This window comes from Nonomuraea sp. NPDC050643, from assembly GCF_040654715.1.
In the GTDB taxonomy this organism is placed as follows: Bacteria; Actinomycetota; Actinomycetes; order Streptosporangiales; family Streptosporangiaceae; genus Nonomuraea.
The window spans coordinates 85,861-110,424 of sequence record NZ_JBFAIM010000041.1 but is presented as its reverse complement, the minus strand read 5'-3'; the positions used below and the strand labels follow the sequence as shown (position 1 = coordinate 110,424).

Annotated in this window: 25 protein-coding genes and 1 riboswitch; of the genes, 6 read left to right on the top strand and 19 right to left on the bottom strand. The window is 69.6% G+C overall.

The genetic code is table 11. The features are described from left to right. Positions 1-180: 180 nt before the first annotated feature. Positions 181-1,263 (top strand): cytochrome P450, encoded by a 1,083-nt coding sequence (locus AB0I15_RS40795; protein WP_358108371.1) that lies wholly within the window; start codon positions 181-183, stop codon positions 1,261-1,263. A 16-nt stretch (positions 1,264-1,279) separates the two neighbouring features. Here the strand turns inward: AB0I15_RS40795 and lysX are convergent, their stop codons facing one another. Next, positions 1,280-2,761: a bifunctional lysylphosphatidylglycerol synthetase/lysine--tRNA ligase LysX gene (gene lysX / locus AB0I15_RS40790; RefSeq protein WP_358108369.1), complete on the bottom strand. Its 1,482-nt coding sequence runs from the start codon at positions 2,759-2,761 to the stop codon at positions 1,280-1,282. Between the two features lie 146 nt (positions 2,762-2,907). Here lysX and AB0I15_RS40785 point away from each other — a divergent pair, with 146 nt between their 5' ends. Next, positions 2,908-3,387 carry a hypothetical protein gene (locus tag AB0I15_RS40785; protein WP_358108367.1) on the top strand — a complete coding sequence of 160 codons (480 nt, stop codon included), beginning with the start codon at positions 2,908-2,910 and terminating at the stop codon, positions 3,385-3,387. Positions 3,388-3,459: 72 nt separating this feature from the next. Here AB0I15_RS40785 and AB0I15_RS40780 read toward each other — a convergent pair whose 3' ends face one another. The 6 genes from AB0I15_RS40780 to AB0I15_RS40755 form a co-directional block, all read right to left on the bottom strand. Next, a complete protein-coding gene (locus AB0I15_RS40780) occupies positions 3,460-4,242 on the bottom strand; it encodes a type III pantothenate kinase (protein ID WP_358108365.1) in 783 nt (260 codons plus the stop codon). A gap of 3 nt (positions 4,243-4,245) precedes the next feature. Further along, entirely contained in the window at positions 4,246-6,771 is a 2,526-nt protein-coding gene (locus AB0I15_RS40775) for an L-aspartate oxidase (protein WP_358108363.1), read from the bottom strand. A 76-nt stretch (positions 6,772-6,847) separates the two neighbouring features. After that, complete coding sequence (locus AB0I15_RS40770) at positions 6,848-7,354, bottom strand: DUF6624 domain-containing protein (protein WP_358108360.1); 507 nt, start codon at positions 7,352-7,354, stop codon at positions 6,848-6,850. 20 nt (positions 7,355-7,374) lie between these two features. Next, the gene (gene panC / locus AB0I15_RS40765; protein ID WP_358108358.1) at positions 7,375-8,211 is read right to left on the bottom strand and encodes a pantoate--beta-alanine ligase; all 837 of its coding nucleotides are present in this window, start codon (positions 8,209-8,211) and stop codon (positions 7,375-7,377) included. Positions 8,212-8,232: 21 nt separating this feature from the next. Then, on the bottom strand, positions 8,233-9,123 hold the full coding sequence (locus AB0I15_RS40760) for a DUF2520 domain-containing protein (protein ID WP_358108355.1): 891 nt from the start codon (positions 9,121-9,123) through the stop codon (positions 8,233-8,235). 366 nt (positions 9,124-9,489) lie between these two features. Continuing rightward, positions 9,490-9,723: a chaplin gene (locus AB0I15_RS40755; protein ID WP_358108352.1), complete on the bottom strand. Its 234-nt coding sequence runs from the start codon at positions 9,721-9,723 to the stop codon at positions 9,490-9,492. Between the two features lie 188 nt (positions 9,724-9,911). Here AB0I15_RS40755 and AB0I15_RS40750 point away from each other — a divergent pair, with 188 nt between their 5' ends. Then, the gene (locus AB0I15_RS40750; protein ID WP_358108349.1) at positions 9,912-10,874 is read left to right on the top strand and encodes an SAM-dependent methyltransferase; all 963 of its coding nucleotides are present in this window, start codon (positions 9,912-9,914) and stop codon (positions 10,872-10,874) included. Here AB0I15_RS40750 and AB0I15_RS40745 read toward each other — a convergent pair. Continuing rightward, entirely contained in the window at positions 10,858-12,051 is a 1,194-nt protein-coding gene (locus tag AB0I15_RS40745) for a cytochrome P450 (RefSeq protein WP_358108346.1), read from the bottom strand. The two genes, AB0I15_RS40750 and AB0I15_RS40745, sit on opposite strands and share 17 nt — an antisense overlap. Then, positions 12,051-12,812, bottom strand: a complete 762-nt coding sequence (locus AB0I15_RS40740; protein WP_358108343.1) for a TerC family protein — start codon at positions 12,810-12,812, stop codon at positions 12,051-12,053. The genes AB0I15_RS40745 and AB0I15_RS40740 overlap by 1 nt, the downstream gene beginning before the upstream one ends. 113 nt (positions 12,813-12,925) lie before the next feature. Continuing rightward, a riboswitch (SAM riboswitch) is annotated at positions 12,926-13,041 on the top strand. A gap of 42 nt (positions 13,042-13,083) precedes the next feature. Here AB0I15_RS40740 and AB0I15_RS40735 point away from each other — a divergent pair. Beyond that, the gene (locus tag AB0I15_RS40735) at positions 13,084-14,376 is read left to right on the top strand and encodes an aminotransferase class V-fold PLP-dependent enzyme (RefSeq protein WP_358108340.1); all 1,293 of its coding nucleotides are present in this window, start codon (positions 13,084-13,086) and stop codon (positions 14,374-14,376) included. Between the two features lie 26 nt (positions 14,377-14,402). Here AB0I15_RS40735 and AB0I15_RS40730 read toward each other — a convergent pair whose 3' ends face one another. Continuing rightward, complete coding sequence (locus AB0I15_RS40730; RefSeq protein ID WP_358108337.1) at positions 14,403-15,035, bottom strand: DoxX family protein; 633 nt, start codon at positions 15,033-15,035, stop codon at positions 14,403-14,405. 122 nt (positions 15,036-15,157) lie between these two features. On the opposite strand from AB0I15_RS40730, the gene AB0I15_RS40725 reads away from it, so the two are divergent. Beyond that, on the top strand, positions 15,158-16,303 hold the full coding sequence (locus AB0I15_RS40725) for an NADH-quinone oxidoreductase subunit D (protein ID WP_358108334.1): 1,146 nt from the start codon (positions 15,158-15,160) through the stop codon (positions 16,301-16,303). Then, complete coding sequence (locus tag AB0I15_RS40720; protein ID WP_358108330.1) at positions 16,300-17,427, top strand: acyltransferase; 1,128 nt, start codon at positions 16,300-16,302, stop codon at positions 17,425-17,427. The genes AB0I15_RS40725 and AB0I15_RS40720 overlap by 4 nt, the downstream gene beginning before the upstream one ends. Positions 17,428-17,431: 4 nt before the next feature. Here AB0I15_RS40720 and AB0I15_RS40715 read toward each other — a convergent pair whose 3' ends face one another. From AB0I15_RS40715 to tilS, 9 genes are all read right to left on the bottom strand, one after another. Then, positions 17,432-17,887: a DUF3180 domain-containing protein gene (locus AB0I15_RS40715; protein ID WP_358108327.1), complete on the bottom strand. Its 456-nt coding sequence runs from the start codon at positions 17,885-17,887 to the stop codon at positions 17,432-17,434. Continuing rightward, a complete protein-coding gene (gene folK / locus AB0I15_RS40710) occupies positions 17,884-18,387 on the bottom strand; it encodes a 2-amino-4-hydroxy-6-hydroxymethyldihydropteridine diphosphokinase (protein ID WP_358108324.1) in 504 nt (167 codons plus the stop codon). The genes AB0I15_RS40715 and folK overlap by 4 nt, the downstream gene beginning before the upstream one ends. After that, the gene (gene folB / locus AB0I15_RS40705; protein ID WP_358108320.1) at positions 18,384-18,749 is read right to left on the bottom strand and encodes a dihydroneopterin aldolase; all 366 of its coding nucleotides are present in this window, start codon (positions 18,747-18,749) and stop codon (positions 18,384-18,386) included. Before folB ends, folK begins: the two co-directional genes overlap by 4 nt. Next, complete coding sequence (locus tag AB0I15_RS40700; protein ID WP_358108317.1) at positions 18,739-19,185, bottom strand: nuclear transport factor 2 family protein; 447 nt, start codon at positions 19,183-19,185, stop codon at positions 18,739-18,741. The genes folB and AB0I15_RS40700 overlap by 11 nt, the downstream gene beginning before the upstream one ends. Then, positions 19,182-19,988 carry a dihydropteroate synthase gene (gene folP, locus AB0I15_RS40695; RefSeq protein WP_358108396.1) on the bottom strand — a complete coding sequence of 269 codons (807 nt, stop codon included), beginning with the start codon at positions 19,986-19,988 and terminating at the stop codon, positions 19,182-19,184. The genes AB0I15_RS40700 and folP overlap by 4 nt, the downstream gene beginning before the upstream one ends. Positions 19,989-20,097: 109 nt before the next feature. Then, positions 20,098-20,676 (bottom strand): GTP cyclohydrolase I FolE, encoded by a 579-nt coding sequence (gene folE / locus AB0I15_RS40690; protein ID WP_358108314.1) that lies wholly within the window; start codon positions 20,674-20,676, stop codon positions 20,098-20,100. After that, positions 20,673-22,667 (bottom strand): ATP-dependent zinc metalloprotease FtsH, encoded by a 1,995-nt coding sequence (gene ftsH / locus AB0I15_RS40685; RefSeq protein ID WP_358108310.1) that lies wholly within the window; start codon positions 22,665-22,667, stop codon positions 20,673-20,675. The genes folE and ftsH overlap by 4 nt, the downstream gene beginning before the upstream one ends. 226 nt (positions 22,668-22,893) lie before the next feature. Next, positions 22,894-23,445, bottom strand: a complete 552-nt coding sequence (gene hpt, locus AB0I15_RS40680; protein WP_358108307.1) for a hypoxanthine phosphoribosyltransferase — start codon at positions 23,443-23,445, stop codon at positions 22,894-22,896. 10 nt (positions 23,446-23,455) lie between these two features. Beyond that, complete coding sequence (tilS, locus tag AB0I15_RS40675) at positions 23,456-24,460, bottom strand: tRNA lysidine(34) synthetase TilS (RefSeq protein WP_358108304.1); 1,005 nt, start codon at positions 24,458-24,460, stop codon at positions 23,456-23,458. Positions 24,461-24,564: the final 104 nt, after the last annotated feature.

The following is a 24,564-nucleotide window of genomic DNA, read 5'->3' as shown; positions in this document are numbered from 1 at the left end:
TGACATGATCCGTTATATATGACGTACTCGCCATATGTCGGGACAGGTCGGCCTCGGATGAGCGATCTCATGGAGCCTTCCGGAACGGCGGATCCATTGTCAAAGAGCCCAGTGGATGTGCTGGGTTTTGATCCGTTCAATCCGGAATTTCTGCGTGATCCTTATGCCGGTTATCGCGAGATGAGCGCGCGTGGCGCGATCTTCCCCACGCGTGCGGGGTTACTCGTCGCCACCACCCACGACCTCTGTACGACGCTCCTGCGCGACCCCCGGTTCGGCCGCGGCTCCAGCCCCCTGAGCAACAGAGAGCCAGGTCAGCCCGTCGAATCGTTCCTCTGGATGGACCCGCCCGACCACACCAGGCTGCGGGGGCTGGTCAGCAGGGCGTTCACCCCGCGCATGCTCGAACGGCTCCGCCCCCGCGTCGAGGCGATCACCGCCGGGCTGATCGACGGGCTGTCGGATGAGGCCGACCTCGTGTCCGGTTTGGCATACCCGCTGCCGGTCATGGTGATCAGCGAGATGCTCGGGGTGCCCCCGGAGGACCATGAACGTTTCCGCGGCTGGAGTGAGACCCTGGCTCGCGGACTTGACCCGATGCTTACAGACGACCTCGTATCGGAAAGCGGCCGGGCCGGAAGGGAGTTTCGCGACTACTTCCGAGGGCTGCTCACATTACGGCGGGAGCGGCCCGGAGAGGACCTCCTGAGCGCCCTGGCGGGCGTCGAGGGGTTGACGGAGGCCGAGTTACTGGCCACCTGTGTGCTGCTGCTCGTGGCCGGCCACGAGACGACCGTCAACCTCATCGGCAACGGGGTGCTGCACCTGGCCGGGCGCGGCCTGCTGCGCCACGCGGCCGATCGGCCCAAACAGGTGGTCGAGGAGGTGCTCAGGTACGACCCGCCGGTCCAGCTCACCTCCAGGGTCGCGCTGGAGGACACGACGCTCGGCGGTGTGCCGGTGCCGAAGGACACCCCGGTGGTCGCCCTGATAGGCGCGGCCAATCGCGACCCCGCCGTGTTCCCCGATCCGGACCGGTTCGACGTGGCGCGGGATCCCGGGCGGCACGTGGCGTTCGGGCTGGGCATCCACTTCTGCCTGGGGGCGACGCTGGCCAGGATGGAGGGCGAGATCGCGCTCTCCGCGCTGGCCAGGGCGGCGCCGGAGCTGGAACTGACCGAGGCGGAGCCGCCGTACAAGGCGAATGTGGTGCTGCGCGGGCTGGCGAGACTGCCGGGCCGGCGGGGGCGGCTCATGCCGTGAGACGCCCCCGCGGCGCTCAGTGGGTGGGCTTGACCAGCGGGAACAGGATGGTCTCGCGGATGTTCCTGCCGGTGAAGGCCATGATCATCCGGTCGATGCCCACCCCCACGCCGCCCGTCGGCGGCATGGCGTATTCCAGGGCCTGCAGGAAGTCCTCGTCGAGCTGCATGGCCTCCACGTCGCCACCCGCGGCCAGCAGGGACTGCTCGACCAGGCGACGGCGCTGCTCGATCGGGTCGATCAGCTCGGAGTAGGCGGTGCCCAGCTCGGTGCCGAAGCCGATCAGGTCCCACTTCTCGGTGAGCAGTGGGTTGTCGCGGTGCTGACGGGTCAGCGGCGAGGTCTCCAGCGGATAGTCCATGACGAACGTGGGCTGCACGAGCGTGTGCTCCACGAGCGCCTCGAACAGCTCCTGCACGAGCTTGCCGGCGCCCCACTTCGGGTCCCAGTGGATCTCGCGCCGATCGGCGATCTTGCGCAGCTCCTCCAGGCCGGTGGCGGTGGTGATCTCCTCGCCGACCGCCTCGGAGACCAGGCCGTAGAGCGGGAGCCGCGGCCACCGGGCGACGCCCAGGTCGACCTCGACGCCGTCGTGCACCACCACGGAGGTGCCCAGGGCGGCCAGGACGGCCTTCTGGTACATCCGCTGGGTCAGGTCGGCCATGTCGTTGTAGTCGAGGTAGGTGCCGTAGGCCTCGAGCATGGTGAACTCGGGGTTGTGCGTGGAGTCCGCGCCCTCGTTGCGGAAGTTGCGGTTGATCTCGAAGACCTTCTCGATCCCGCCCACCACGAGCCGCTTGAGGTAGAGCTCGATGGCGATGCGGAGGTAGAGCTCCATGTCGTAGGCGTTGATGTGGGTCTTGAACGGCCGGGCCGTGGCGCCACCGTGGATCGGCTGCAGCATCGGCGTCTCGACCTCGAGATAGCCCTCTTCGTGCCAGAAGTCGCGCGCCGCGCGCACCGTGGCGCTGCGGACACGGGCCATCTTCCGTGCCTCGTCGTTGACGATGAGGTCGACGTAGCGCTGGCGCACCCGCGCCTCGGGGTCGGTGAGGCCGACGTGCTTCTCCGGCAGCGGGCGCAGGCACTTGGAGGTGATCTGCCAGTTGCCGGCCAGGATCGACAGCTCCCCGCGGCGCGAGGTGATGACCTCGCCCGTCACGCCGACGTGGTCACCCAGGTCGACGTCGCGCTTCCACGCGGCCAGGGACTCCTCGCCCACCTTGTCGAGCGAGATCATGACCTGCAGGTCGGCCCCGCCGTCGCGGAGGGTGGCGAAGCAGAGCTTGCCGCCCACGCGGTTGAGCATGACGCGCCCCGCGACCGAGACCGTGTCGCCGGTGGCGGTGTCGGGCTCCAGGCCCTGGTATTTCTCCCTGACCTCGGCGTTGGTCGCCGTGCGTGGGAAATTCACCGGGTAAGGGTCGACGCCTTCGCTGCGAAGGCGATCGAGCTTCTCCCTCCGGATGCGCATCTGCTCGGGAAGTTCGTCGCTCACAAGAACAAAGGGTAGGGGATATGGCCAACTGCAAGGACTGGTCGGCCCTCTGCAGGGCCGCTGCAAGAGCCCTCGCCTACCAATGTCTCACGAGCTCAGGGGGGAGCCGGTAGGGAACCGGCCCAGTGGGAGCTCTAGGAGAGAAGATGTTCAAGAAGATCGCGACCGGTTTCCTCGCCGTCGCCGCGACCACCGCCCTGGCCCTGGCGCTGCCGACGGCCGCCGGCGCCACCTCACCCGACTACGACGACTACTCCGACTCCTGGGGGCCGGTCTTCTCCCAGCACCACCTCGCCAAGGCGCAGGGCTGGGTCGGCGTCAACTGGGACCACGACGGGGAGTCGAACGAGGTCACGGTCAGAGGCCGCCTGTACGACCTGGACAACCGCACCTACCGGCAGGGCGGCAAGTGCGCGTTCGTGAAGTTCCAGGCCAGCGACTTCGACCACGACTGGTCCCCGGTCTACGCCAAGAAGTACTGCGGCTACCCCGGTTACAAGCAGTTCTTCTTCCAGGAGCACGACGTCTTCAGCCTGCGCGCGAAGGTCTGCCAGATCGGCCCGCACAGCAGCTACCCCACGAAGTGCGGCCACTGGGAATACCTCTACACCGCCGAGAGCGAGTGACGGCTCCACATATGCGAATGGCTCCACATACGCAAGCGGCCCCCTTACCCGAGTGGGGGGCCGCTTGTTCCGTCATGCGGTGTTGCGGTGGTAGATCAGCCGCAGCCCGATGAGTGTCAACCACGGCTCGTGTACGTCGATCGACCGCGACTCGCCCACGACCAGCGCCGCATGCCCGCCGGTGGCCACCACGGTCACCTCGTCGGGGTCGTCGGCCAGCTCCGCCGCCATACGCTCGACGATGCCGTCCACCTGGCCCGCGAAGCCGTAGATGATGCCGGCCTGCAGGGCCTCGACCGTGTTCTTGGCGATCACCGAACGCGGCCTGACGAGCTCGACCTTGTGCAGTTGCGCCCCGGCCGCGGCCAGTGCGTCGACGGAGATCTCGATGCCGGGGGCGGTGACCGCGCCGACGTATTCGCCCTTGGCCGAGACCGCGTCGAACGAGGTCGCGGTGCCGAAGTCGACGACGATGCAGGGGCCGCCGTACTGGTCGATGGCGGCCAGCGAGTTCACGATGCGGTCGCTGCCGACCTCCTTGGGGTTGTCCATGCGAACGGGCACCCCGGTGCGGATGCCCGGCTCCACGATCACCGCGGTCACGTCGCCGTAGTAACGGCGGCACATCTCACGCATCTCGTTGAGCACGCTCGGCACGGTGGAACAGATGGCGATGCCGTCAATGTCGGCCCCCTTGAGGAGCGGCGACTGGGCCAGCAGCCCTTGCAGGACGACCGCGATCTCGTCGGCGGTGCGGCGGGCGTCGGTGGCCAGCCGCCAATGCTCGATGACGTCCTCGCCCTCGAAGAGCCCCAGCACCGTGTGCGTGTTGCCGACGTCGATCGTGAGCAGCATTAATTACCCCCGCAAATCCAGTGCGATGTCAAGGGCCGGCGCTGAGTGCGTTAGCGCTCCCACCGCAAGGTAGTCAACGCCAGTTTCCGCCACATCACGAGCCGATTCCAAGGTCAATCCCCCGCTGGCTTCAAGCGCAACCCTGTTTTTCGCCCGATTTTTCACGACATGTACGGCTTGCGCCGTGTCCTCGACCGTGAAGTTGTCCAGCAGGATCTCCTCGGCCCCTTCATCCAGCACGGCCTCCAACTGGTCGAGCCGGTCGATCTCCACCTCGATCGGCAGGTCCGGGTACCGCTCCCTGACCGCCCTGAACGCCTCGGCCACGCCTCCGGCCGCCACCACGTGGTTGTCCTTGATCAGGGCCGCGTCCGACAGCGACATCCGGTGGTTGACGCCGCCGCCGCAGCGCACGGCGTACTTCTCGAGGGCCCGCAGCCCCGGCAGCGTCTTGCGGCTGTCGCGCACGCGCGCGCCCGTGCCGCTGATCTCCTCCACCCACCTGCCGGTCAGCGTGGCCACCCCGGACAGGTGCGTGAGCAGGTTGAGCGCCGTGCGCTCGGCCGTCAGCAGGGCGCGCACCGGGCCCTCGACGGTCATCAGCACGTCGCCCGCCCGCACGCGCTCGCCGTCCTTGGCCCGCCGCTCGGTACGCCCCGCGCCCAGCCGGACGAACACCGCCTCCGCCGCCGCCAGCCCGGCCACGACGCCGTCCCTGCGCGCCACCACGTCGGCCGCCGCCCGCTGCCCGGCCGGGATGGTGGCCAGGCTCGTCACGTCGCCCGCCTCCTGCAGATCCTCCTCGAGCGCCCGGCCGATCAGCGTGTCCACCTCGGCCGGGTCCAGCCCGGCGGCGGTCAGCTCCTGCGCCAGACGCGCCGGCATCGTGTCCCGGTGCGGTGTGTAGGTCATGCGGAGGCCCTCCTCGGTCAGGGTCACGTCCAGGTGCCCCAGCCAGTCGTTGTCGTCGCGGCTGTCGTAGTCCTCGCGCCAGTGTGAGCCGCGGGTCTCGAGCCTGGCCGCCGCCGCGCCGGTGAGGACGGTGGCGACGGTGAGCAGGTTCGTGGCCTCCCAGGACTCGGTGCAGGCCGGCACCGCGACGGGCGTCCAGCGGGCGTCGCGCAGCGCCTTGGCGGTGGTGGCCACCGACTCGCGACTGCGCAGCACGCCGGCCCCGGTGCTCATGTGGCCCTGGATCCTGGGCCGGACCCTCGGGTCCACCAGCCCCGGCGCGGCCTGGCCGGCGATCGGGTGGCCGGGCTCGGGGCGTGCCGCGTGGATGTCCGCGGCGATGCGCTCGGCGAAGACGAGCCCTTCGAGCAGGGAGTTGGAGGCCAGCCGGTTCGCGCCGTGGACGCCGGTGCAGGCGACCTCGCCGCAGGCGTACAGGCCGTCGATCGAGGTGCGGCCGCTCAGGTCCGTACGGACGCCGCCGCTGGCGTAGTGCGCGGCCGGGGAGACGGGGATCGGCTCGGTGGCCGGGTCGATGCCGTGCTCGCGGCAGACGGCGTAGATCGTGGGGAAGCGGGTCTCCCATTTCTCCCGGCCGAAGTGGCGGCCGTCGAGGAACACGTGGTCGCGGCCCGTCTCGCGGATCGTGCGCATGATGGCCTTGGCCACCACGTCGCGCGGCGCCAGGTCGGCCAGCTCGTGCACCCCGGCCATGAACCTGCCGCCCTCGTGGTCGATCAGGAAGGCGCCCTCGCCCCTGACCGCCTCGGAGATCAGCGGCTGCTGGCCCGTCGAGCCCGTGCCGAGCCAGAGCACGGTGGGGTGGAACTGGACGAACTCGAGGTCGCGCACCACGGCCCCGGCCCGCAGCGCGAGGGCCACGCCGTCGCCGGTGGAGACCGCGGGGTTGGTGGTGGCGGCGTAGACCTGGCCCATACCGCCGGTGGCCAGCACCACCGCCCTGGCGTGCACCGCGCCCACCCCGTCACGCGCGCCCTCGTCCATGACGTGCAGCGTGACGCCCCTGGCCCGGCCCTCGGCGTCCTTGAGCAGGTCGAGCACCAGCGCGTGCTCGATCACCTCGATCGAGCCGGCGCGGACCGCCGCGACGAGCGCCCGCTGCACCTCGGCCCCCGTGGCGTCGCCGCCCGCGTGCACGATCCGGCGCCGCCGGTGCCCGCCCTCGCGGGTGAGCTGGAGCTCCCCGTCGGGGGTCCGGTCGAAGCGGGCGCCACGGGCCATGAGCCGCCGCAGCGCGCCGGGCCCCTCGGTCACCAGCGTCCGCACGGCCCGCACGTCACAGAGCCCGACCCCCGCGAGCAAGGTGTCGTTCAGGTGCTCCTCAGGGGTGTCACGCGGATCGAGCACGGCCGCGATGCCGCCCTGGGCCCACCGGGTCGACCCCGATGACAGAACGTCCTTGGTGACGACCAGGACCCTGGCCGCCGGCTCCAGCTCGGCGTATCGCAGGGCCACGGTCAGGCCCGCGATGCCCGAGCCCACCACGACCACGTCGGCCTCGACGGTCCAGCCCGGGGCGGGAGCGGTCAGACGCAGGGGAATCGCCGGTCCACTCATTGGGGGTCTCCTCACTGAGGCGATTTCGTCACTATGACGATAACGCCTGGAGAAGCGTGAGCATGCCCCGGGGGGTTCAGAGGGTGTCGGTCTTCCTGATGAACGCCTCGTACTCGGCGAACGGCTCCAGGCCCACGGCCCGCCGCCGCTCGTCGAGCAGTTCGGGCTCCTCGATGGGCATGGGTTCGAGGCCGCCCGCGCCGTGGTGGAACTGGGTCCCGTACAACTGGGGGCGGCCGGAGCGCACGCGTACGCGGTCCTCCAGGTACGCCAGGTCGCGCGACGACGCCTCGTCCGACTCCACGGCGTCGGCCATCACCTGGCGGAACAGCCGCTGCACCCTGAGCGAGGTCGCGTGCTGCGCCAGCAGCCAGGCCGCCCGCGCCGCCCGCTCCCCCACCTGCGAGATCAGCGGCCAGCCACGCGTGGCCACGACGGAGTAGAGCCAGGCCGTGTTGCCCTCGTCGAGCCGCTGGAGCCGCGCGAGCCGCCTGTCGCCCGGAAAGCCCTTGGCCGGGTCGCGCATCGCCTGGTCCATCTCCATGCGCCGGAGCAGCTCGTCCCGTAACTCCTCGTCCGTCATGCCTTCGACGGTAATTCGCCTCAGGCGGGATTCAAGGTGAGGGTGACGTTGTCGATCAGCCGCGTGGCGCCGACGTGCGCGGCCACCGCGAGCACGGCCATGCCCGCGAACGACTCGCTCACCTCGGCGAACGTGGCCGGATCGACCAGGGCCAGATAGTCCACGTCGATCCCGGGGCCGGCCTCGTCGAGCACCTCCCGCGCCGCCGCGCGGATCTCCGCCGGGGTGAGCCGGGCCGCGCCCGCCCGCAGGGCCCGCGAGAGCGCGAGCGCCACCCGCCGGTCGTCCTCCGACAGGTAGCGGTTGCGGCTGGACAGGGCCAGGCCGTCGGGCTCGCGTACGGTCGGCGCGCCCAGGATCTCGATCGGCAAGTCGAGGTCGGCGACCATGCGGCGGATCAGGGCGAGCTGCTGGGCGTCCTTCTGGCCGAAGACCGCCAGGTCGGGCTGGACCAGGTTGAACAGCTTGAGCACGACCGTCAGCACGCCGTCGAAGTGACCGGGCCGGAACGCGCCCTCGACGACCCGGCCCATCTCACCGGCCGAGACCCCCACCTGGCGGTCGGCGGAGTAGAGGTCGTCGGCGTCGGGATGGAAGACCACGTCGGCACCCTCGGCCCGGCACACGTCGAGGTCGGCGTCGAATGTACGTGGATAGCGCGAAAAATCCTCGCTAGGCCCGAATTGCAGGGGATTGACGAAGATGCTCACCACGACCTGGTCGGCACGAACGCGGGCCTGCCTGATCAGCGACCGGTGGCCCTCATGAAGCGCCCCCATGGTCGGCACCAGCGCCACCGTTCCGTCACGGCGTGCCTTGACCAGGTCTTCCCGGCTCTTGGCGACGATCAGCTCCATGGTGCCCTCCCAGTGCGTCGGTCAGGTCCATATATTGCCCCCCAGCGCATCGAGGAGCCGCTCCGCCTCCTCCGGTTTGAGCAATCCGGCGGCCAGCGCCCGGTCGGCCGTGAGCCGGGCCAGCGCGATGTAGGCGTCGGCCGCCTCGGGCGCGGCCAGGATGAGCGCGTCGACGTGCTTGCGCACGGTGCCCGCGTCACCCCGCACCACGGGGCCGGTGAGCCCGGCGATGCCCAGCCGCAGCACGTTGTCGAGCGCGGCCCCGAGCAGCGGGCCCAGCATCCGGCCCGGATGCTCGACGCCGATGCGATGCAGCAGGTCGGAGGACTCCGCGATGAGGGTGACCATGTGGTTGGCCGCCCCGGCCAGCGCCGCGTGGTAGAGGGGGCGGTCGGCGTCGGCGATCCAGACCGGCTCGCCGCCCATCTCGATCACGAGCGCCTCGGCGACGGGCCGCAGCATCTCCGGCGCGGTCACGCCGTAGGAGATGCCGGTGAGCTTGTTGAGGTCGTCGTCTCGGCCCGTGAACGTCATCACCGGGTGCAGCGCGAGCGGCAGCGCGCCGGCCCTGGCGGCCGGGTCGAGCACGGACAGGCCGTAGGCGCCGCTGGTGTGCACCAGCATCTTGCCCTGAAGGTCGGCCCCCGTGCTGGCCAGGCCGTTGACGAGGTCGGGCAGCGCGTCGTCGGTCACGGTGAGCAGAATGAGCTGGGCTGCCGCCACCACCTCGTCGGGCCTGGACGGCTTGAGTCCGAGCCGCTCAGAGGCCCATCGTTGTGAGTTGTCCGACACCCCGCTCGCGGCCACGACCCGATGTCCGGCCTGCGCCAGCGCGGCACCGAGGGCTGAGCCGACCTTGCCCGCCCCGAGCACGCCGACAGTCAGCCGTGCCGGGCGATCCCCTGCGTCCATCACGTCACACCCCTGTCGACCTGCGAATGAGAAGCCCGCCGCGATGGTGGGGCGGCGTGGCCGTCTCGTTCGTAATGGCACTGCGGACCAGGGTAACGGGCAGGGGGGACTGAGTTTGTGACTGGTGTTTTGCCGCGCGTTGAGTTAACGACAAAAGCGACAAGGGCATACAAACGGTGCACCCCCTGTCGGGAGAGATGAGGAGAGGGGTTCATCGCATGGCAGCGGGCGCCGAGTCCCGGAAGGGAACCCGACGCCCGCATGGATTGCGCGACCTCTTGGAGGTGCGCCGGCCGGCGGTTCGCCGACTGCCGACCGGAAGACCGAGCCCGGGCCGGCCTGCGCCGGCCCGGGCTCACCACATGCTCAGTGGTGGGTGGGCGCGTAGACGTTGGCGCCACCCTTGCAGCCGGCGACGCCGCCGAGGACGTTGACAAGGGCGACGGTGTTGCCGCAGACGTTGATCGGCAGGTTGATCGGGATCTTGACCTGGTTGCCGGAAGCCACACCGCCGTTGCCGCTGGTGATGTCGGCGTGGGCCGGGGCGGCCAGCGACACCATGGCGACGGCTCCGGCGACCACCATGACCTTCTTCAGCACGAGGGCTCCTCTCAGTTGCGCGGCCTGAAGCCGCAGGTGCTTGTTCGGAACGACCGGCTCCGCCACTTAGGGGATGGCGGAGCGAAGTCACTCGATGACAATGGGTAAACGTTATCGCAACTTCGCGACATTGAGTAGTCATTGGATGACGATGCGTATCGACGTGCAGTCATGAGATAGTCCAGGTCATGTGGCTCACCTGGCGCGCCGCCACGGAGCGCGCGCTGTACGGCGAGGAGGGTTTCTACCTCCGCGAACGCCCGTCCGGCCACTTCCGCACCTCGGTCAGCGCCTCGGCGGCCTTCGCGGAGGCGGTGCTGGCGCTCCTGGCGGAGGTGGACGCCGATCTCGGCGCGCCCGACGTGCTCGACCTGGTGGACATCGGCGCGGGCGACGGAGCGCTGCTCTCCCACGTGCTGTCCCTGGCCAAGCCCGCGCTGCGCGACCGGCTCCGCGTCACGGCCGTCGAGCTGTCCTCCAGACCGGAGGGGCTGCCCGAGCGGATCACCTGGTCCAGAAGCCTGCCCACCGACATCACCGGGCTGGCCATCGCCAACGAGTGGCTCGACAACGTGCCTCTCGACGTGGTCGAGCAGACGCCCGAGGGGCCACGCCTGATCATGGTCAACGTGCACACGGGCGAGGAGCGTCTCGGCGGGCCGCTGCGGCCGGCGGATCGCGCCTGGCTGGAGCGGTGGTGGCCACTGTCGCGGGTGGGCTCGCGGGCCGAGATCGGCAGACCCCGCGACCAGGCCTGGGCCTCGGTCCTGGTACGTCTCACCGCAGGCCGGGCCATCGCCGTGGATTATGCACATCCTGTGGATAACCGGCCGCTGCACGGCACGCTGACCGGTTACCGCGACGGGGCCGTCGTGACGCCCGTACCCGACGGGACCTGCGACATCACGGCCCACGTGGCGCTCGACGCGTGCGCGGACGCCGGGCGGCGGGCCGGAGCGTCATCCACAGGTTTGTCCACACAGCGCGACGCGCTGCGGGAGCTGGGGATCACCGGCGCCCGCCCGCCGATCGACCTGGCCCGGGTCGATCCGCGCGGTTACCTCAGGGCGCTGGCGCGGGCCTCCGAGGAGGGCGAGCTGATCGATCCGTCGGGGCTCGGTGGCTTCGGCTGGCTCAGCCAGCGACGTTGAGCTCCAGGGAGTGCAGGCCCCTGATGATGTAGCCGGGCTTCCAGACGGGCTCCCGCCGCAGCTCCAGTTCGGCCGCCCGGTCCAGGAGGGCGCCGAACGACTCCATCAGCTCGATGCGGGCCAGGGGCGCGCCCAGGCAGAAGTGGATGCCGGCGCCGAAGGAGATGTGCGGGTTGTCGGCGCGGCCGACGTCGAGCCGGTCGGGGTCGTCGAACACCGCCGGGTCCCGGTTGGCCGAGCCGAACAGCAGCGCCACCTCCGAGCCGCGCGGAATGCGTACGCCGTGCACCTCGATGTCCTCCAGCACCCAGCGCTCGAACATCTGCAGCGGCGTGTCCCAGCGCATCAGCTCCTCGACCGCGGTGGGCAGCAGGGAGCGGTCGTCGCGCAGCCGGGCCAGCTCGGCGGGGTTCCTGAACAGCGACCACCAGCCGTTGCCCGTCACGTTGACGGTGGCCTCGTGGCCGGCGTTGAGCAGCAGGACGCAGGTGCCGACCAGCTCGTCCTCGGTCAGCTCGTCGATCTGGGCGAGCGCGCTGATCAGGTCGTCGCCGGGGGCGCCGCGGCGTTCGGCGGCCAGGGTCCTGAGGTAGGCGGCGAACTCCTCGGCCGCGCGTACCGCGGTGTGCTGGGCCTCGGGGGACGGGTTGAGCTCGTACATGCCGCAGATGTCGGCCGACCAGGGGCGCAGCAGGTGGCGGTCCTGGTCGGGGATGCCGAGCATCTCCGCGATCACGGTCACCGGGAGCGGCTCGGCGACCTCGGCGATGAGGTCGCCGCCGCCCTTCTCCACGAACGCGGCCACCAGGCCCTCGGCGATGGCGCGTACGCGGGGGCGCAGCGACTCCACCATGCGCGGCGTGAACGCCCTGGAGACCAGCCGGCGCAGCCTGGTGTGCACCGGCGGCTCCACGTCGAGCATGCCCGCCCTGATCACGCGCCAGAACAGCTCCTGGAACTCCGGCTCGGCCGACCGGCCGAACTCCTCGTGCGTGGCCACGTGCAGGTAGGACCGCCCCAGGCGGCGGTCTCTGAGCAGCGTGTTCACGTCGGCGTGCCGCGAGATCAGCCACTGGCCCGTCGGCTCGAAGAAGCAGACGGGCGCCGTACGCCTCAGCTCGTCATAGACCCGGTACGGGTACGCCACGAACTCCGGATTCCAAGGATCAAAGCCCACTATTGCATCTTAGGAGTGGGATCCTCCTGCTCAGTGACCTCTTTCTTCTTGGAGTGCCTGCCGCGCATCCGGATGTTGAGCAGCTCCACGACGACCGAGAACGCCATCGCGAAGTAGATGTAGCCCTTGGGGATGTGCTGGTCGAGGCCCTCGGCGACGAGCACCACGCCGATCAGCACCAGGAACGACAGGGCCAGCATCTTGATGCTCGGGTGGCTGTCCACGAACCTGCTGATCGGGCCGGAGGCGAACAGCATCACCAGCACCGCCACCACGACGGCCGCGATCATCACGCCCAGCTCGTCCACCATGCCGACGGCGGTGATGACCGAGTCCAGCGAGAAGACGACGTCGAGCACCATGATCTGCACGATCACGGAGGTGAAGGAGACCGCGGCGGCCTTCTTGCCGTCGCCGCCCGGCGCGACCTCCATGCTGTGGTGGATCTCGGTGACGCTCTTGCCCAGCAGGAACAGGCCGCCGAGCAGCAGGATCAGGTCGCGTCCCGATATCTCGTGACCGACGACCGAGAACAGCGGCTCGGTGAGCTGAACCACCCACGACAGGCCGAGCAGCAGGAGCAACCGGCTGATGAGCGCGGCGGCCAGACCGAGGACGCGCGCCCGGTCCCGCTGTTCGGGGGGCAGTTTGCCCGCGAGGATGGAGATGAAAATGATGTTGTCGATCCCCAGCACGATCTCCAGGGCGACCAGGGTGAAGAAGCCGATCCAGATCTGCGGGTCGGCCACCCAGTCCAACATCTGCGCACCTCCATAACTCATGGCTGACGGGTTTCCGGTAGCAACGAGTCAGGAGTCGTATAAGTTCGCGGCTTGCGTTTTTTACCCTCGTGTCGGTTATAGTTCGGGACGTAGGTCATGAGTGCCAGCGACAAGCCCCGGCTAGCTGGCCGGCAACCCTCGCGTCCGCGGCGGGGTGCCCCGGGTGAAGACCTGGTCCGTCACGAGGTGTGGCGGGCAAGCGCGGGCTCCGTGGCTGTCCTGGGGTCCGATGACCCCGAGGAGCTTCGCCATGTCCACGCTGACGATCTTCAACTCCGCCCCGGCCGCCGAGACGACCTCCGCCGTCACCCCGGGCACCCGGCCCATTCCCACCGTGCTCGGCACCGACCTCGAGGTCCCGGTCAAGGGCGGCCGGCTGGTGGGCTACGCCAACCTCGACTACGCCGCCAGCGCCCCCTGTCTGGAGCCGGTCAGCGCCGCCGTCGCGGCCGCGCTCCCGGCCTACTCCAGCGTCCACCGCGGCGCCGGCTACGCCTCCCAGCTCACCACCGCCAGGTACGAGCAGGCCCGCCACACGGTACGGGCCTTCGTGGGCGCCCGCCCCGACGACGCCGTCATCTTCACCCGCAACACCACCGACGCCACGAACCTGCTGGCCGGCTGCCTGCCCCCGGGCACGACCACGGTGGTCTTCGACACCGAGCACCACGCCTCCCTGCTCCCCTGGCCCTCCTCCGTGCGACTGGCTCCGCCCGCCTTCCCCGGCGAGGCCGTGCGCGCCGCCGACGAGGCGCTGGCCGGGATCGAGGGGCCGAAGCTGCTGGTGGTGACCGCCGCCTCGAACGTCACCGGCGAGCTGTGGCCGATCGCCGCGCTGGCCCACATCGCGCACCGGCACGGGGCCCGGATCCTGGTGGACGCGGCGCAGCTCGTACCGCACCGGCCTCTCAACCTGACCGCGCTCGACCTGGACTACGTGGCCTTCTCGGGGCACAAGCTGTACGCGCCCTTCGGGGCCGGCGTGCTGATCGGGCGGCGGGACTGGCTGGCCGAGGGGGAGCCGTACCTGAAGGGCGGGGGCGCGGTGCGCTCGGTCGGCGAGAGCGCCGAGTGGCACGACGACCCCGAGCCGCGCCACGAGGCGGGCACCCCCAACGTGCTGGGCGCCATCGCCCTGGCCGCCGCCTGCGACGCGCTCACCGCCACCGGCTGGAACGCTCTGGTGAACGAGGAGGAGCGGCTGATCGCCCGGCTCAGGTCGGGGCTGGCCTCGGTCGAGGGCGTGCGGGAGCTGTCACTGTGGGGGGACGACCACCCGCGGGTCGGTATCGTGTCGTTCACCGTGGCCGGATACTCGGCGCGCGAGGTGGCCGAGGCGCTGTCCAGCGAGTACGGCATCGGGGTGCGCGACGGCAAGTTCTGCGCGCATCCGTTCGTCCGGCACCTGCTGGGCACGGCCGACGGCGGTTGCGAGGACGACACCGCCTCCGCGGTACGGGCCTCGATCGGCATCGGCAGCACGCAGGAGCACGTGGACCGGCTCGTCGAGGCGCTGCGGGACCTGGTGCGCCGCCGGTCCTGACCGCTACCCCGGCTCGCGTGCCTGCCTCAGCGGTTCGGCGGCTTGCGGTGCTGCGGCGGCTCGTCGGAGACCAGGGCGTCGATGTCCCTCATGTCCTCGTCGTTGACCCTGCCCGAAGCGGGCGCGGCGGGCTGCCTGGGCACCTCCGGCCGCTCGGCGGGCGTCGTCGACGCCGTCGGCGTGGTAGGACCGCCCGGCCTGCGGTGCGAAGGGATGATCATGTCGTCCTCCGCCTCGCGGCGTTCCGCGCGCCTGCGGAACATCGTGCCGAAGATGCCGTCCAGCCCGATCCGTCCGCCGCCCAGCGCCAGGAACATCAGGCTGAGCGCCCCGAGCGCGCCCGGCAGTTCCCAGCCGTTGTTCGCCGACAGGACGCCGTTGCCCCCGTGCACGTACGCGATCGCGCCGAGCATGTTGACCAGCAGCAACAGTCCCACCGGCCGGACCAGCAGGCCGAGGATCAAGAAGATGCCGCCGACGGTCTCGACGACGGTCGCGAACCCGGCGGCCAGTTCGGGCAACGGGATCCCCATCTCCCTGAAGCCCTGCGTGGTCGCCCCAAGGCCGCCCTGCCACTTCTGCCAGCCGTGAGCCAAGAAGATCACGCCGGTCACGATCCTGGCGATCAAGGCCGCGACGTCAAATACAACTCTCTTCATGGTGCTTTCTCCCCCCGTTCCAGGTATTCCTCCCCATGTCCGGCTTCGGGATGCGCTTTCATACCATCTCTTGACCATCCCCCGTGCTGGATCACCACCGGCGACAGTGACAGCATTGCCGTATGACGGAACGTGTGGTCGGAATCGGTGCGGGCGCGAAAGAGCTGGCGACCGAGGACATGATCCTCAACATCGGCCCGCAGCACCCGTCCACGCACGGGGTGCTCAGACTTCGGCTGACGCTCGACGGCGAGCGCATCGCCACCGCCGAGCCGATCATCGGCTACATGCACCGGGGCGCGGAGAAGCTCTTCGAGGTGCGCGACTACCGTCAGATCATCATGCTGGCCAACCGGCACGACTGGCTGTCGGGCTTCGCGAACGAGCTGGGCGTGGTGCTGGCCGCCGAACGCCTGCTCGGCATGGAGCCGCCGGTCCGGGCGGTGTGGGCACGCACGCTGCTGGCCGAGCTCAACCGGGCGCTCAACCACCTGATGTTCCTCGGCTCCTACCCGCTCGAACTGGGCGCGATGACGCCGCTGTTCTACTCCTTCAACGAACGTGAGCGCATCCAGGCCGTCATGGAGGAGATCTCCGGCGGGCGCATGCACTACATGTTCAACCGGGTCGGGGGGCTCAAGGAGGACCTGCCGCTGGGGTGGCTCGACCGGGTGTCGGAGGCCGTCGCCGAGACCCGCCGCCGGGTGCCCGACATCGAGAACCTCATCCTGCACAACGAGATCTTCATCGCCCGCACGCGGGGCGTCGGCGTGCTCTCACGCGAGCAGATCATGCAGTACGGCGTCAGCGGCCCCATCTCCCGCGCCTCCGGGGTGGACTTCGACCTGCGGCGCGACGAGCCGTACCTGGCCTATCCTGAGCTGCCGGTGAAGGTCGTCACCCGGAGCGCCGGCGACTGCCACGCCCGGTTCGAGGTCCTGCTCGAGCAGCTCAAGGTCTCGCTCGACCTGGCCGAAGCCTGCGCCGAGCGGCTGCGCTCGCTGCCCGCCGGGCCCATCAACCAGCGGCTGCCGAAGGTGCTCAAGGTGCCGGAGGGGCACACGTACGCGTGGACGGAGAACCCGCTCGGCATCAACGGCTACTACCTGGTCTCCAGGGGAGACAAGACGCCGTGGCGGCTCAAGCTGCGCTCCGCCTCCTACAGCAACATCCAGGTGCTGCGCGAGATGCTGCCCGGCCACCTGGTGGCGGACATGGTCGCCATCCTGGGCTCGATGTTCTTCGTCGTGGGCGACATCGACAAGTGAACGCCCAAGAACGCGACAAATACGTCGACTGGCTCCGCGCGCTGAGCCTGATCGTCGTGGTGGTCTGGCACTGGGCCTTCACGATCCTGCAGTGGAAGCCGCACGGCCCCGAGCCCACCAGCCCGCTGGGCTTCACCTCCGGGCTGTGGATCCTCACCTGGCTGCTGCAGGTACTGCCGCTGTTCTTCTACGTCGGCGGGCACGTTCACCTGCTGTCCTGGCATCGGGCGAAGACACGGGGCGTGGGCATCGGCGCTTTCGTCTGGCGGCGCATCCGGGCGCTCGCCTTACCGGCGCTGTTCCTGTCCGGGGTGTGGGTCGTCATCGGGGCGGTGGTGACGTACACGTTCCAGGTGGACTGGATGTGGCGGGTGGTGGTGCTGGTGCTCAGCCCGCTGTGGTTCCTCGGCGTCTACCTGGTGCTGATCGCGCTGCTGCCGGTGGCCCTCTGGCTGCACCGCCGCTACGACGTGCTCACGCTGATCTGGCTCGGCGGCGCGGCCCTGGTGGTCGACGTGATCCGCTTCCGCTACGGCGTCGAATGGGCCGGCTGGCTCAACATGCTCATCATCTGGGGCCTGGCCCACCAGGCCGGCTTCTTCTACGACCGGGTCGTCGTCCTGCCCAGGCGCTATGACGTCGCTCTGCTGTGGACGGGCCTGTTCGCGCTGTTCGGGCTGGTCTACTCGGGTATCTACCCGGGCTCGATGGTGGGCGTGCCGGGCGACAAGTGGTCCAACATGGCGCCGCCCACGTTCGTGATCGTGGCCCTGCTGCTGTTCCAGATCGGGCTGGTGGAGGTGCTGCGGCCGTCGATGGAGCGGGTGCTCGAACGCCCGCGCTGGCAGCGGGTCAACGCCTTCATCAACCGGTACGCGCTGCCGCTGTTCCTGTTCCACACGACGGGGATGGCCATCTCGCTGGGCGTCTCGTGGTGGCTGTTCGGCACGCTCGGCGACCAGATCCCGCCCGACGCGAAATGGTGGGTGGAACGCCCGATCGCCATCCTCGGCCCGCTCATCTGCACGACCCCGGTCATCTACCTCTTCGGCCGCCGCCGCGGCCCGGCGGAGCGATCGCCCGACACGAACAAGGCCGGCGCGCAGTCCGATCGACCGCGGTGAGCCGTCAGCGGGGTTTCTGCTCCTCCGGGTCCTTCGGGATGCGGCAGGCGTGCTCCAGATAGAGGGCCGCGGCGACCAGGAGGGCGCAGGCCACGAAGGAGCCCATCGCGACGAAGAACTCCCCGCGCGGCGTCTCCCGGTCGAGGATCTGCACCGTGTGGAGCGCGAACCCGGCGAACACCCCGCCGAACACCGCCCCCGCGTACGCCGACGCCTTCGCCAGCGCCGCCAGCCGGGCCACCGCGAGCGGCTCGACCGGCTTGGTGTCGGGCTTCCTGGCGATCCTGGCCTTGGTCACCCAGGCGCTGTAGCCCTCGCCGAGCGCCAGCAGCAGCACCGTCGGGATCGCGGTCCACGGCATGAGGGGCAGGTCGGAGTAGAACGGCCTGATCGCCGCCCAGGTGAGCAGCGCGACGACGACGACGATGCCGACCAGGTGGCCTATGTGGGTGGGCTTCAATCGGGCCTCTGCAGCTTCAGGTCCTCACGGAGGCGTACCCCTTGCCTGTCGAGCCCCTCGAGCAGCTCCGACACCCGGCCGCGCCCGGGCACCGCGCCCTCGGGGTCGGCCTCGAACCAGGGCACGAGCACGAACGCGCGCTCGTGCGCCCGTGGGTGCGGGACGGTGAGATCGGGGTCGTCGCAGACGGCGTCGCCCACCACGATGAGATCGATGTCGAGCGTACGCGGGCCCCAGCGCTCCCCGCGTTCGCGCCCGAAGGCGTTCTCGATGCTCTGCGCCCGCTCCAGGAGCTGGCGCGGATCCAGGATGGTCTCGGCGACCACGACCGCGTTGAGGTAGGGCTCCTGCCCGGCCGGCCCCCCGACGGGGTCGGTCTCGTAGACCGGGGACGCCCTGACGAACTCCAGCCCCGGGGCGTCGAACAGACTGTCGACGGCGCCCTGCAACGTCTGGAATCGGCGCCCGAGATTGCTGCCGAAAGCGAGCACGACCTTCATGCGCGGCTCCGCTCGATTGTCACGACCACATCGTCGAACGGCAGCGGGATCGGCGCCGCCGGCTTGTGCACACTCACCTCGACCTTGTGCACCAGGTCTCCGGCCAGGCAAACGTCGGCCAGCCGCTGGGCGAGCGTCTCGATCAGCTCGACAGGCTCGCCCTCGACCACCCTGACCAGCGCCTCGGCCAGCTCTCCGTAGTGGACGGTCTTGGTGAGATCGTCGCCGGCCGCGGCCGGCGCGGTGTCGAGGAACAGCGTCGCGTCCACGACGAACACCTGCCCGAGCTCCCGCTCGGCAGCGAGCACGCCGTGTCTCCCCCTGGCCCGCAGGCCCTTGAGAGTGATGCGATCAGCGCTCAAGCTCGCCTTCCTCCTCCTCGTCGTCGTCTCCCTGGAGCACCGGCGAGCCGTGGTGCATCCACAGCCGCCAGCCCTGCGAGGTGCGGATGTAGACGTTGCTGGCCACCACCTTGCCGGCGGCGAAGCTGGCCTCTCCTTCCTCCCCCGCGGTCAGGATGTTCTCGACGCAGGTGAGGACGGCCACATCACCGAGCACGGTGGTGTTGACGTCGGTCAGCACGAACTGGATGTAGGTGGTGTTCGCCATGATCAGCGCCCACGACCGCAGCACCTCCGACCGGCCCGTCAGCAGGGTCCAGCCCGGGTGCACGCAGCTCACCTGATCGTCAGGGGAGTCTTCGGCCCAGATCTCGGTCATCTTGTCGAGATCGGCGCTCTCGATCGCGGCGTAGAACTCCTGATTGACCGTCTCGATCGCGGCGGTGTCGACGCTCATGTGTTGGCTCCGGCTCTCTTCCATGCGGCGGCCACGCGCACGGCATCGGCATTGGGACCTACTTCGTGCACGCGTACGCACCACGCGCCCGCGTGGGCGGCCAGCGCGGTCACAGCGAGCGTGGCGTCGTCGCTGCGGCTGAACGGCCGGGGTGTGCCGTCGGGGTCGGCCAGCAGCCGCCCCAGGAAACGTTTGCGCGACGCCCCGATGATCAGCGGGTAGCCCAGCTCGGCCAGGCTCGGGATGCCGGCCAGCAGCGCCCAGTTGTGCTCGGCGTTCTTGGCGAAGCCGAGCCCCGGATCGAGCACGATCTGCTCTTCCGTGACGCCCTCGGCCAGCACCAGATCGACCCGCTTGCTCAGCTCCTCGCGAACTTCGGTCACCACGTCGGCGTAGACGGCGCGGGTGTCCATGTCATGGCTGTGGCCGCGCCAGTGCATCACGACGTAGGGAACGCCGGTCGCGGCCACCACGCGCGGCATCTCGGGGTCGGCCAGGCCGCCGCTCACGTCGTTGACGAGCCGCGCGCCCGCCTCGACCGCCGCCTTGGCGACCTCGGCCCGCATCGTGTCGACGCTGACCATCACTCCTTCGCCGTCGAGCGCCCTGATCACCGGGACGACCCGGGCCAGCTCTTCCTCCAGCGACACCCTGGCCGCGCCCGGCCGGGTCGACTCACCGCCCACGTCGACGATGTCGGCACCCTCCTGGACCAGCTCAAGGCCGTGCCGGATGGCCGCCGCCTCGTCGAACCAGAGGCCGCCGTCGGAGAAGGAATCGGGCGTCACATTGACCACACCCATGACGAGGCACCGATCCGCACCTCCCGGCACGTTGATGGGCACGCTAGTCATGGGCCAAGCCTAGGCGCTTCCCCACAGGTGGTGACATCGCGGGTACCCCGTTCGGTCGTCAGCGGCCCAGGATCAGCGCCATCGCCTCGGAGCGGGTCTTGTCGCTGGTGCGGAAGTCGCCGCGGACCGCCGAGGTGACGGTCTTGGCGCCCGGCTTGCGTACGCCGCGCATGGTCATGCACAGGTGCTCGCACTCCATGACCACGATGGCCCCGCGGGGCTCCAGCACCCGCATGAGCGCGTCGGCGATCTGCGAGGTCATGCGCTCCTGGACCTGGGGCCGGCGGGCGAACACGTCCACCAGGCGGGCCAGCTTCGACAGGCCCGTGACCTGACCCTTCTCGTTGGGGATGTAGCCCACGTGCGCCAGGCCGTGGAAGGGCACCAGGTGGTGCTCACAGGTCGAGTAGACCTCGATGTCACGGATGAGCACCATCTCGTCGTGATCGACGTCGAACACCTTGGTGAGGACCTGCTCCGGCGTCTGGCCGAGCCCCGAGTACTGCTCGGCCATCGCGCGGGCGACCCGGGCGGGCGTCTCGAGAAGGCCGTCACGGTCGGGATCCTCGCCGATGGCGTAGAGGATCTCGCGAACGGCCTTCTCGATCCGGCCCAGGTCTACGTCGTGCTGGGTCACGCACTGTCCCCGGATGGCAGGGCGTCCTGATGGCCCGAGGTGAGCGAGCCGTTGGCCGACTGCTCCTTCGGGGTCAGGATCGGCGGGCGATCGGAGGGGAGCCGCTTGCCGTAACCCGCGTAGGACGGACGGTGCTCCTTGACGACCACCGCGGCGAAGATCTCCAGCACCTGCTGGCGCGAGAGGGTCTCCTTCTCCATGAGCTCGAGCACCAGGTTGTCGAGCACGTCGCGGTATTGGACCAAAATGTCCCAGGCCTGGTCGTGCGCCGTCTCGATCATCCGGCGGACCTCCTCGTCGATCGTCGAGGCGATCTTCTCGGAGTAGTCGCGCTCGTGGCCCATCTCGCGGCCGAGGAAGACCTCCGCCTGGCCGGAGCCGAACTTACGGGCGCCGAGCTGCTCGCTCATGCCGTATTCGGTCACCATGCGACGGGCCACGGCCGTGGCCTTCTCGATGTCGTTGGAGGCGCCCGTGGTGGGCTCGTGGAAGACGAGCTCCTCCGCGGCGCGGCCGCCGAGCAGCATCGCGAGCTGGTCCATCATCTCCGACCTGGTGGCCAGGAACTTGTCCTCCATCGGCAGCGTCATCGTGTAACCGAGGGCGCGGCCGCGAGACAGGATAGTGATCTTGTGGACCGGGTCGGAGTTGGGCAGCGCGTGCGCCACCAGCGCGTGACCGCCTTCGTGGTAGGCGATCATCTTCTTCTCCTTGTCGGACATGACCCGCGTCTTGCGCTCGGGCCCTGCCATGACACGGTCGATCGCCTCCTCGAGGGTGTCCATCGTGATCAGCTTCTGGTCGGCCCGCGCGGTGAGCAGGGCCGCCTCGTTGATCACGTTGGCCAGGTCGGCGCCGGTGAACCCGGGGGTGCGGCGCGCGATGACGTCGAGGTCGACGTCGGGCGAGAACGGCTTGCCGCGGCCGTGGACCTTGAGGATGCCCTTGCGGCCCTCGAGGTCGGGACGGTCGACGGTGACCTGACGGTCGAACCGGCCGGGACGCAGCAGCGCCGGGTCGAGGATGTCGGGCCGGTTGGTCGCGGCGATGAGGATCACGCCGCCCTTGACGTCGAAGCCGTCCATCTCGACGAGGAGCTGGTTGAGGGTCTGCTCGCGCTCGTCGTGACCGCCGCCCAGGCCGGCGCCGCGGTGGCGGCCGACGGCGTCGATCTCGTCGATGAAGATGATCGCCGGGGCGTTGGCCTTCGCCTGCTCGAACAGGTCGCGCACACGCGAGGCGCCGACACCGACGAACATCTCGACGAAGTCGGAACCGGAGATCGAGTAGAACGGGACGCCCGCCTCGCCGGCGACCGCGCGGGCCAGCAGCGTCTTACCGGTGCCGGGCGGGCCGTAGAGGAGCACGCCCTTGGGGATCTTGGCGCCGATCGCCTGGAACTTGGCCGGGGCCTGCAGGAACTCCTTGATCTCCTGGAGCTCCTCGATGGCCTCGTCGGCACCCGCGACGTCGGCGAACGTGGTCTTGGGGGTGTCCTTCGTGATGAGCTTGGCCTTCGACTTGCCGAAGTTCATCACCCGCGAGCCGCCGCCCTGCATCTGGTTCATGATGAACAGGAAGATCAGCACGATGATGACGATCGGCAGGAAGCTCACCAGGAGGCTGATCAGGAAGTTTTCCTGCGGCACCTCGGTGGTGAAGCTCTTGGTCTTCTTGGCGTCGACCTGAGCCTGAAGCTCGTCGGTCAGCTTGGCGCCGTAGCCGGTGACCCAGTCGGACTGGATCAGCTTCGCCGGGGTGTCACCTGGCTTGACCGCGACCGGGTTGACCAGTGTCACCTCGATCCGGTTGTCCTTGTCGACAATCTTGGCGTTGCTGACGTTTCCGGCGCGAATCTGCTGAAGGACCAAGGACGTGTCGGCCGACTTGAAATTTCCGCCGCCACTCCATAGCTGGGTGACGAGCAGGAGCAGCACGACGATGCCCAGGATCCACAGCAGTGGCCCACGTGTAAATCGCTTGAGATCCATCCGATGCGGAACCCCTTGCGGGCCCGTCCCTTCCTGACCATGGCCTGGAACCCCGGGCTGACCCGGGGCCGCGGCATCCGACACCGCGACTTCTGACTACCCGAAGGGGACGCGAGGTCACCCTCCCGGAGTCTGAAGGTACACCGGCACAGCGCACGGAGGGACCCGCCCGCTACACCGGTCTTGCCCTATCAACGTACGTCACGTTGCGCGATGTTCCCGGCCGCTACTTATAAACGTGCGGAGCCAGAGTGCCGATGAACGGCAGGTTCCGGTATCGCTCCGCGTAGTCGAGCCCATAACCGACGACGAACTCGTTGGGAATGTCGAAGCCGACGTATTTGACGTCGATCGGCACCTTCACCGCATCGGGCTTGCGCAGCGCGGTGCAGATCTCCAGCGAGGCCGGATTGCGCGACTTCAGGTTTTCCAGCAGCCAGTGCAGCGTGAGGCCGGAGTCGATGATGTCCTCGACGATCAGCACGTGGCGGTTCAGGATGTCGGTGTCGAGGTCTTTCAGCACGCGTACGACGCCCGAGGACTTGGTGCCCGCGCCGTACGACGACACGGCCATCCAGTCCATCTGCACCGACACGTGCAACGCCCTGGCCAGGTCGGCCATCACCATGACGGCGCCCTTCAGCACGCCCACGAGCAGGACGTCATTGCCCGCGTAGTCCTCGTCGATCCGGCCGGCAAGCTCTTTGATCTTGGCCTGGAGCTCGTCCTCGGAAATGAGGACCTTTTCCAGGTCATTGCCGATGTCGGCAGCGTCCACCTGTGGTTCCTTACGCGATGGGACTGATGGCGAGTATCAGGGTGCCATATCGCCGGACGGCCGACAGACCCCCGGGCAGATCCACGGCTTTCTGCCCGCGCCAGTGCGTGACCAGCCGGTCCACGGCCAGCACATGGGTGGCGGAAAGGGCACCGGAGGGTGCTCCCGCGGCGATCGCGGTGCGCCGCAACACCCTTCGCCTGACGGCGTCCGGTAGCTTCTCCAGGTCGGTCACGGCGAGCTTTATCGCACCGCCGATATCGCTTAGAGCGCAATTCTGGTACGCCGATTCGGCCCACTCATCAAGCGCGTCCGCGTCCTCACGCGCCATTCTCGCGGTCCTGGCGAGCGCCTCGGCCACCCCCGGGCCCAGCTCGGCCTCCAGCACGGGCAGGACCTTCCGGCGTACGCGGACCCGGGTGTAGCGGGCGTCCTCGTTGTGGGGGTCGTCCCAGGGGGTGAGGCCCTGTGCCCGGCAGGCGGCCACGGTGGTGGATCTGGGGAGGTGGAGCAGGGGCCGCCGGTAGCGCCCCATGTGGGCGGCCATGCCGGACAGCGAACGCACGCCGCTGCCCCTGGCCAGGCCGAGCAGGACGGTCTCGGCCTGGTCGTCCCTGGTGTGACCGAGCAGCACGGCCGCCGCTCCCAGCCGGTCGGCGGCCTCGGCGAGGGCGGCGTACCGGGCGTCCCTGGCCGCCGCCTCGGGGCCGCCCTCGGTGCCGACCGTGACGGTGAGGACTTCGACCGGGTCGAGGTGGAGCTCACCGGCCGCCAGGTCCGCTACCGTCCTGGCACGCTCGGCTGATCCGGGCTGGAGCCGGTGGTCCACGGTGAGCAGGCCGGCTCTGAGACCGGCTCGGGGGGCCACGAAGGCCAGGGCGGCGGCCAGGGCCAGGGAGTCGGCGCCGCCGCTGCAGGCGGATAGGACCAGCGCGCCTTCCGGCAACCCGGTCAGCGCCTCGCGCACCGCCCGGCGAACGTCGGCTACGGCTGGATGTGGGCCCACGGCTGCCATTCTCCCGGCTCACACCACCGCACCGACCCCTCCGCCCCAAACCCAGCCACTGAACACCGCACATGGGCACCGCACACGGGTGGCGAGCACGAACGCCGCTTGAG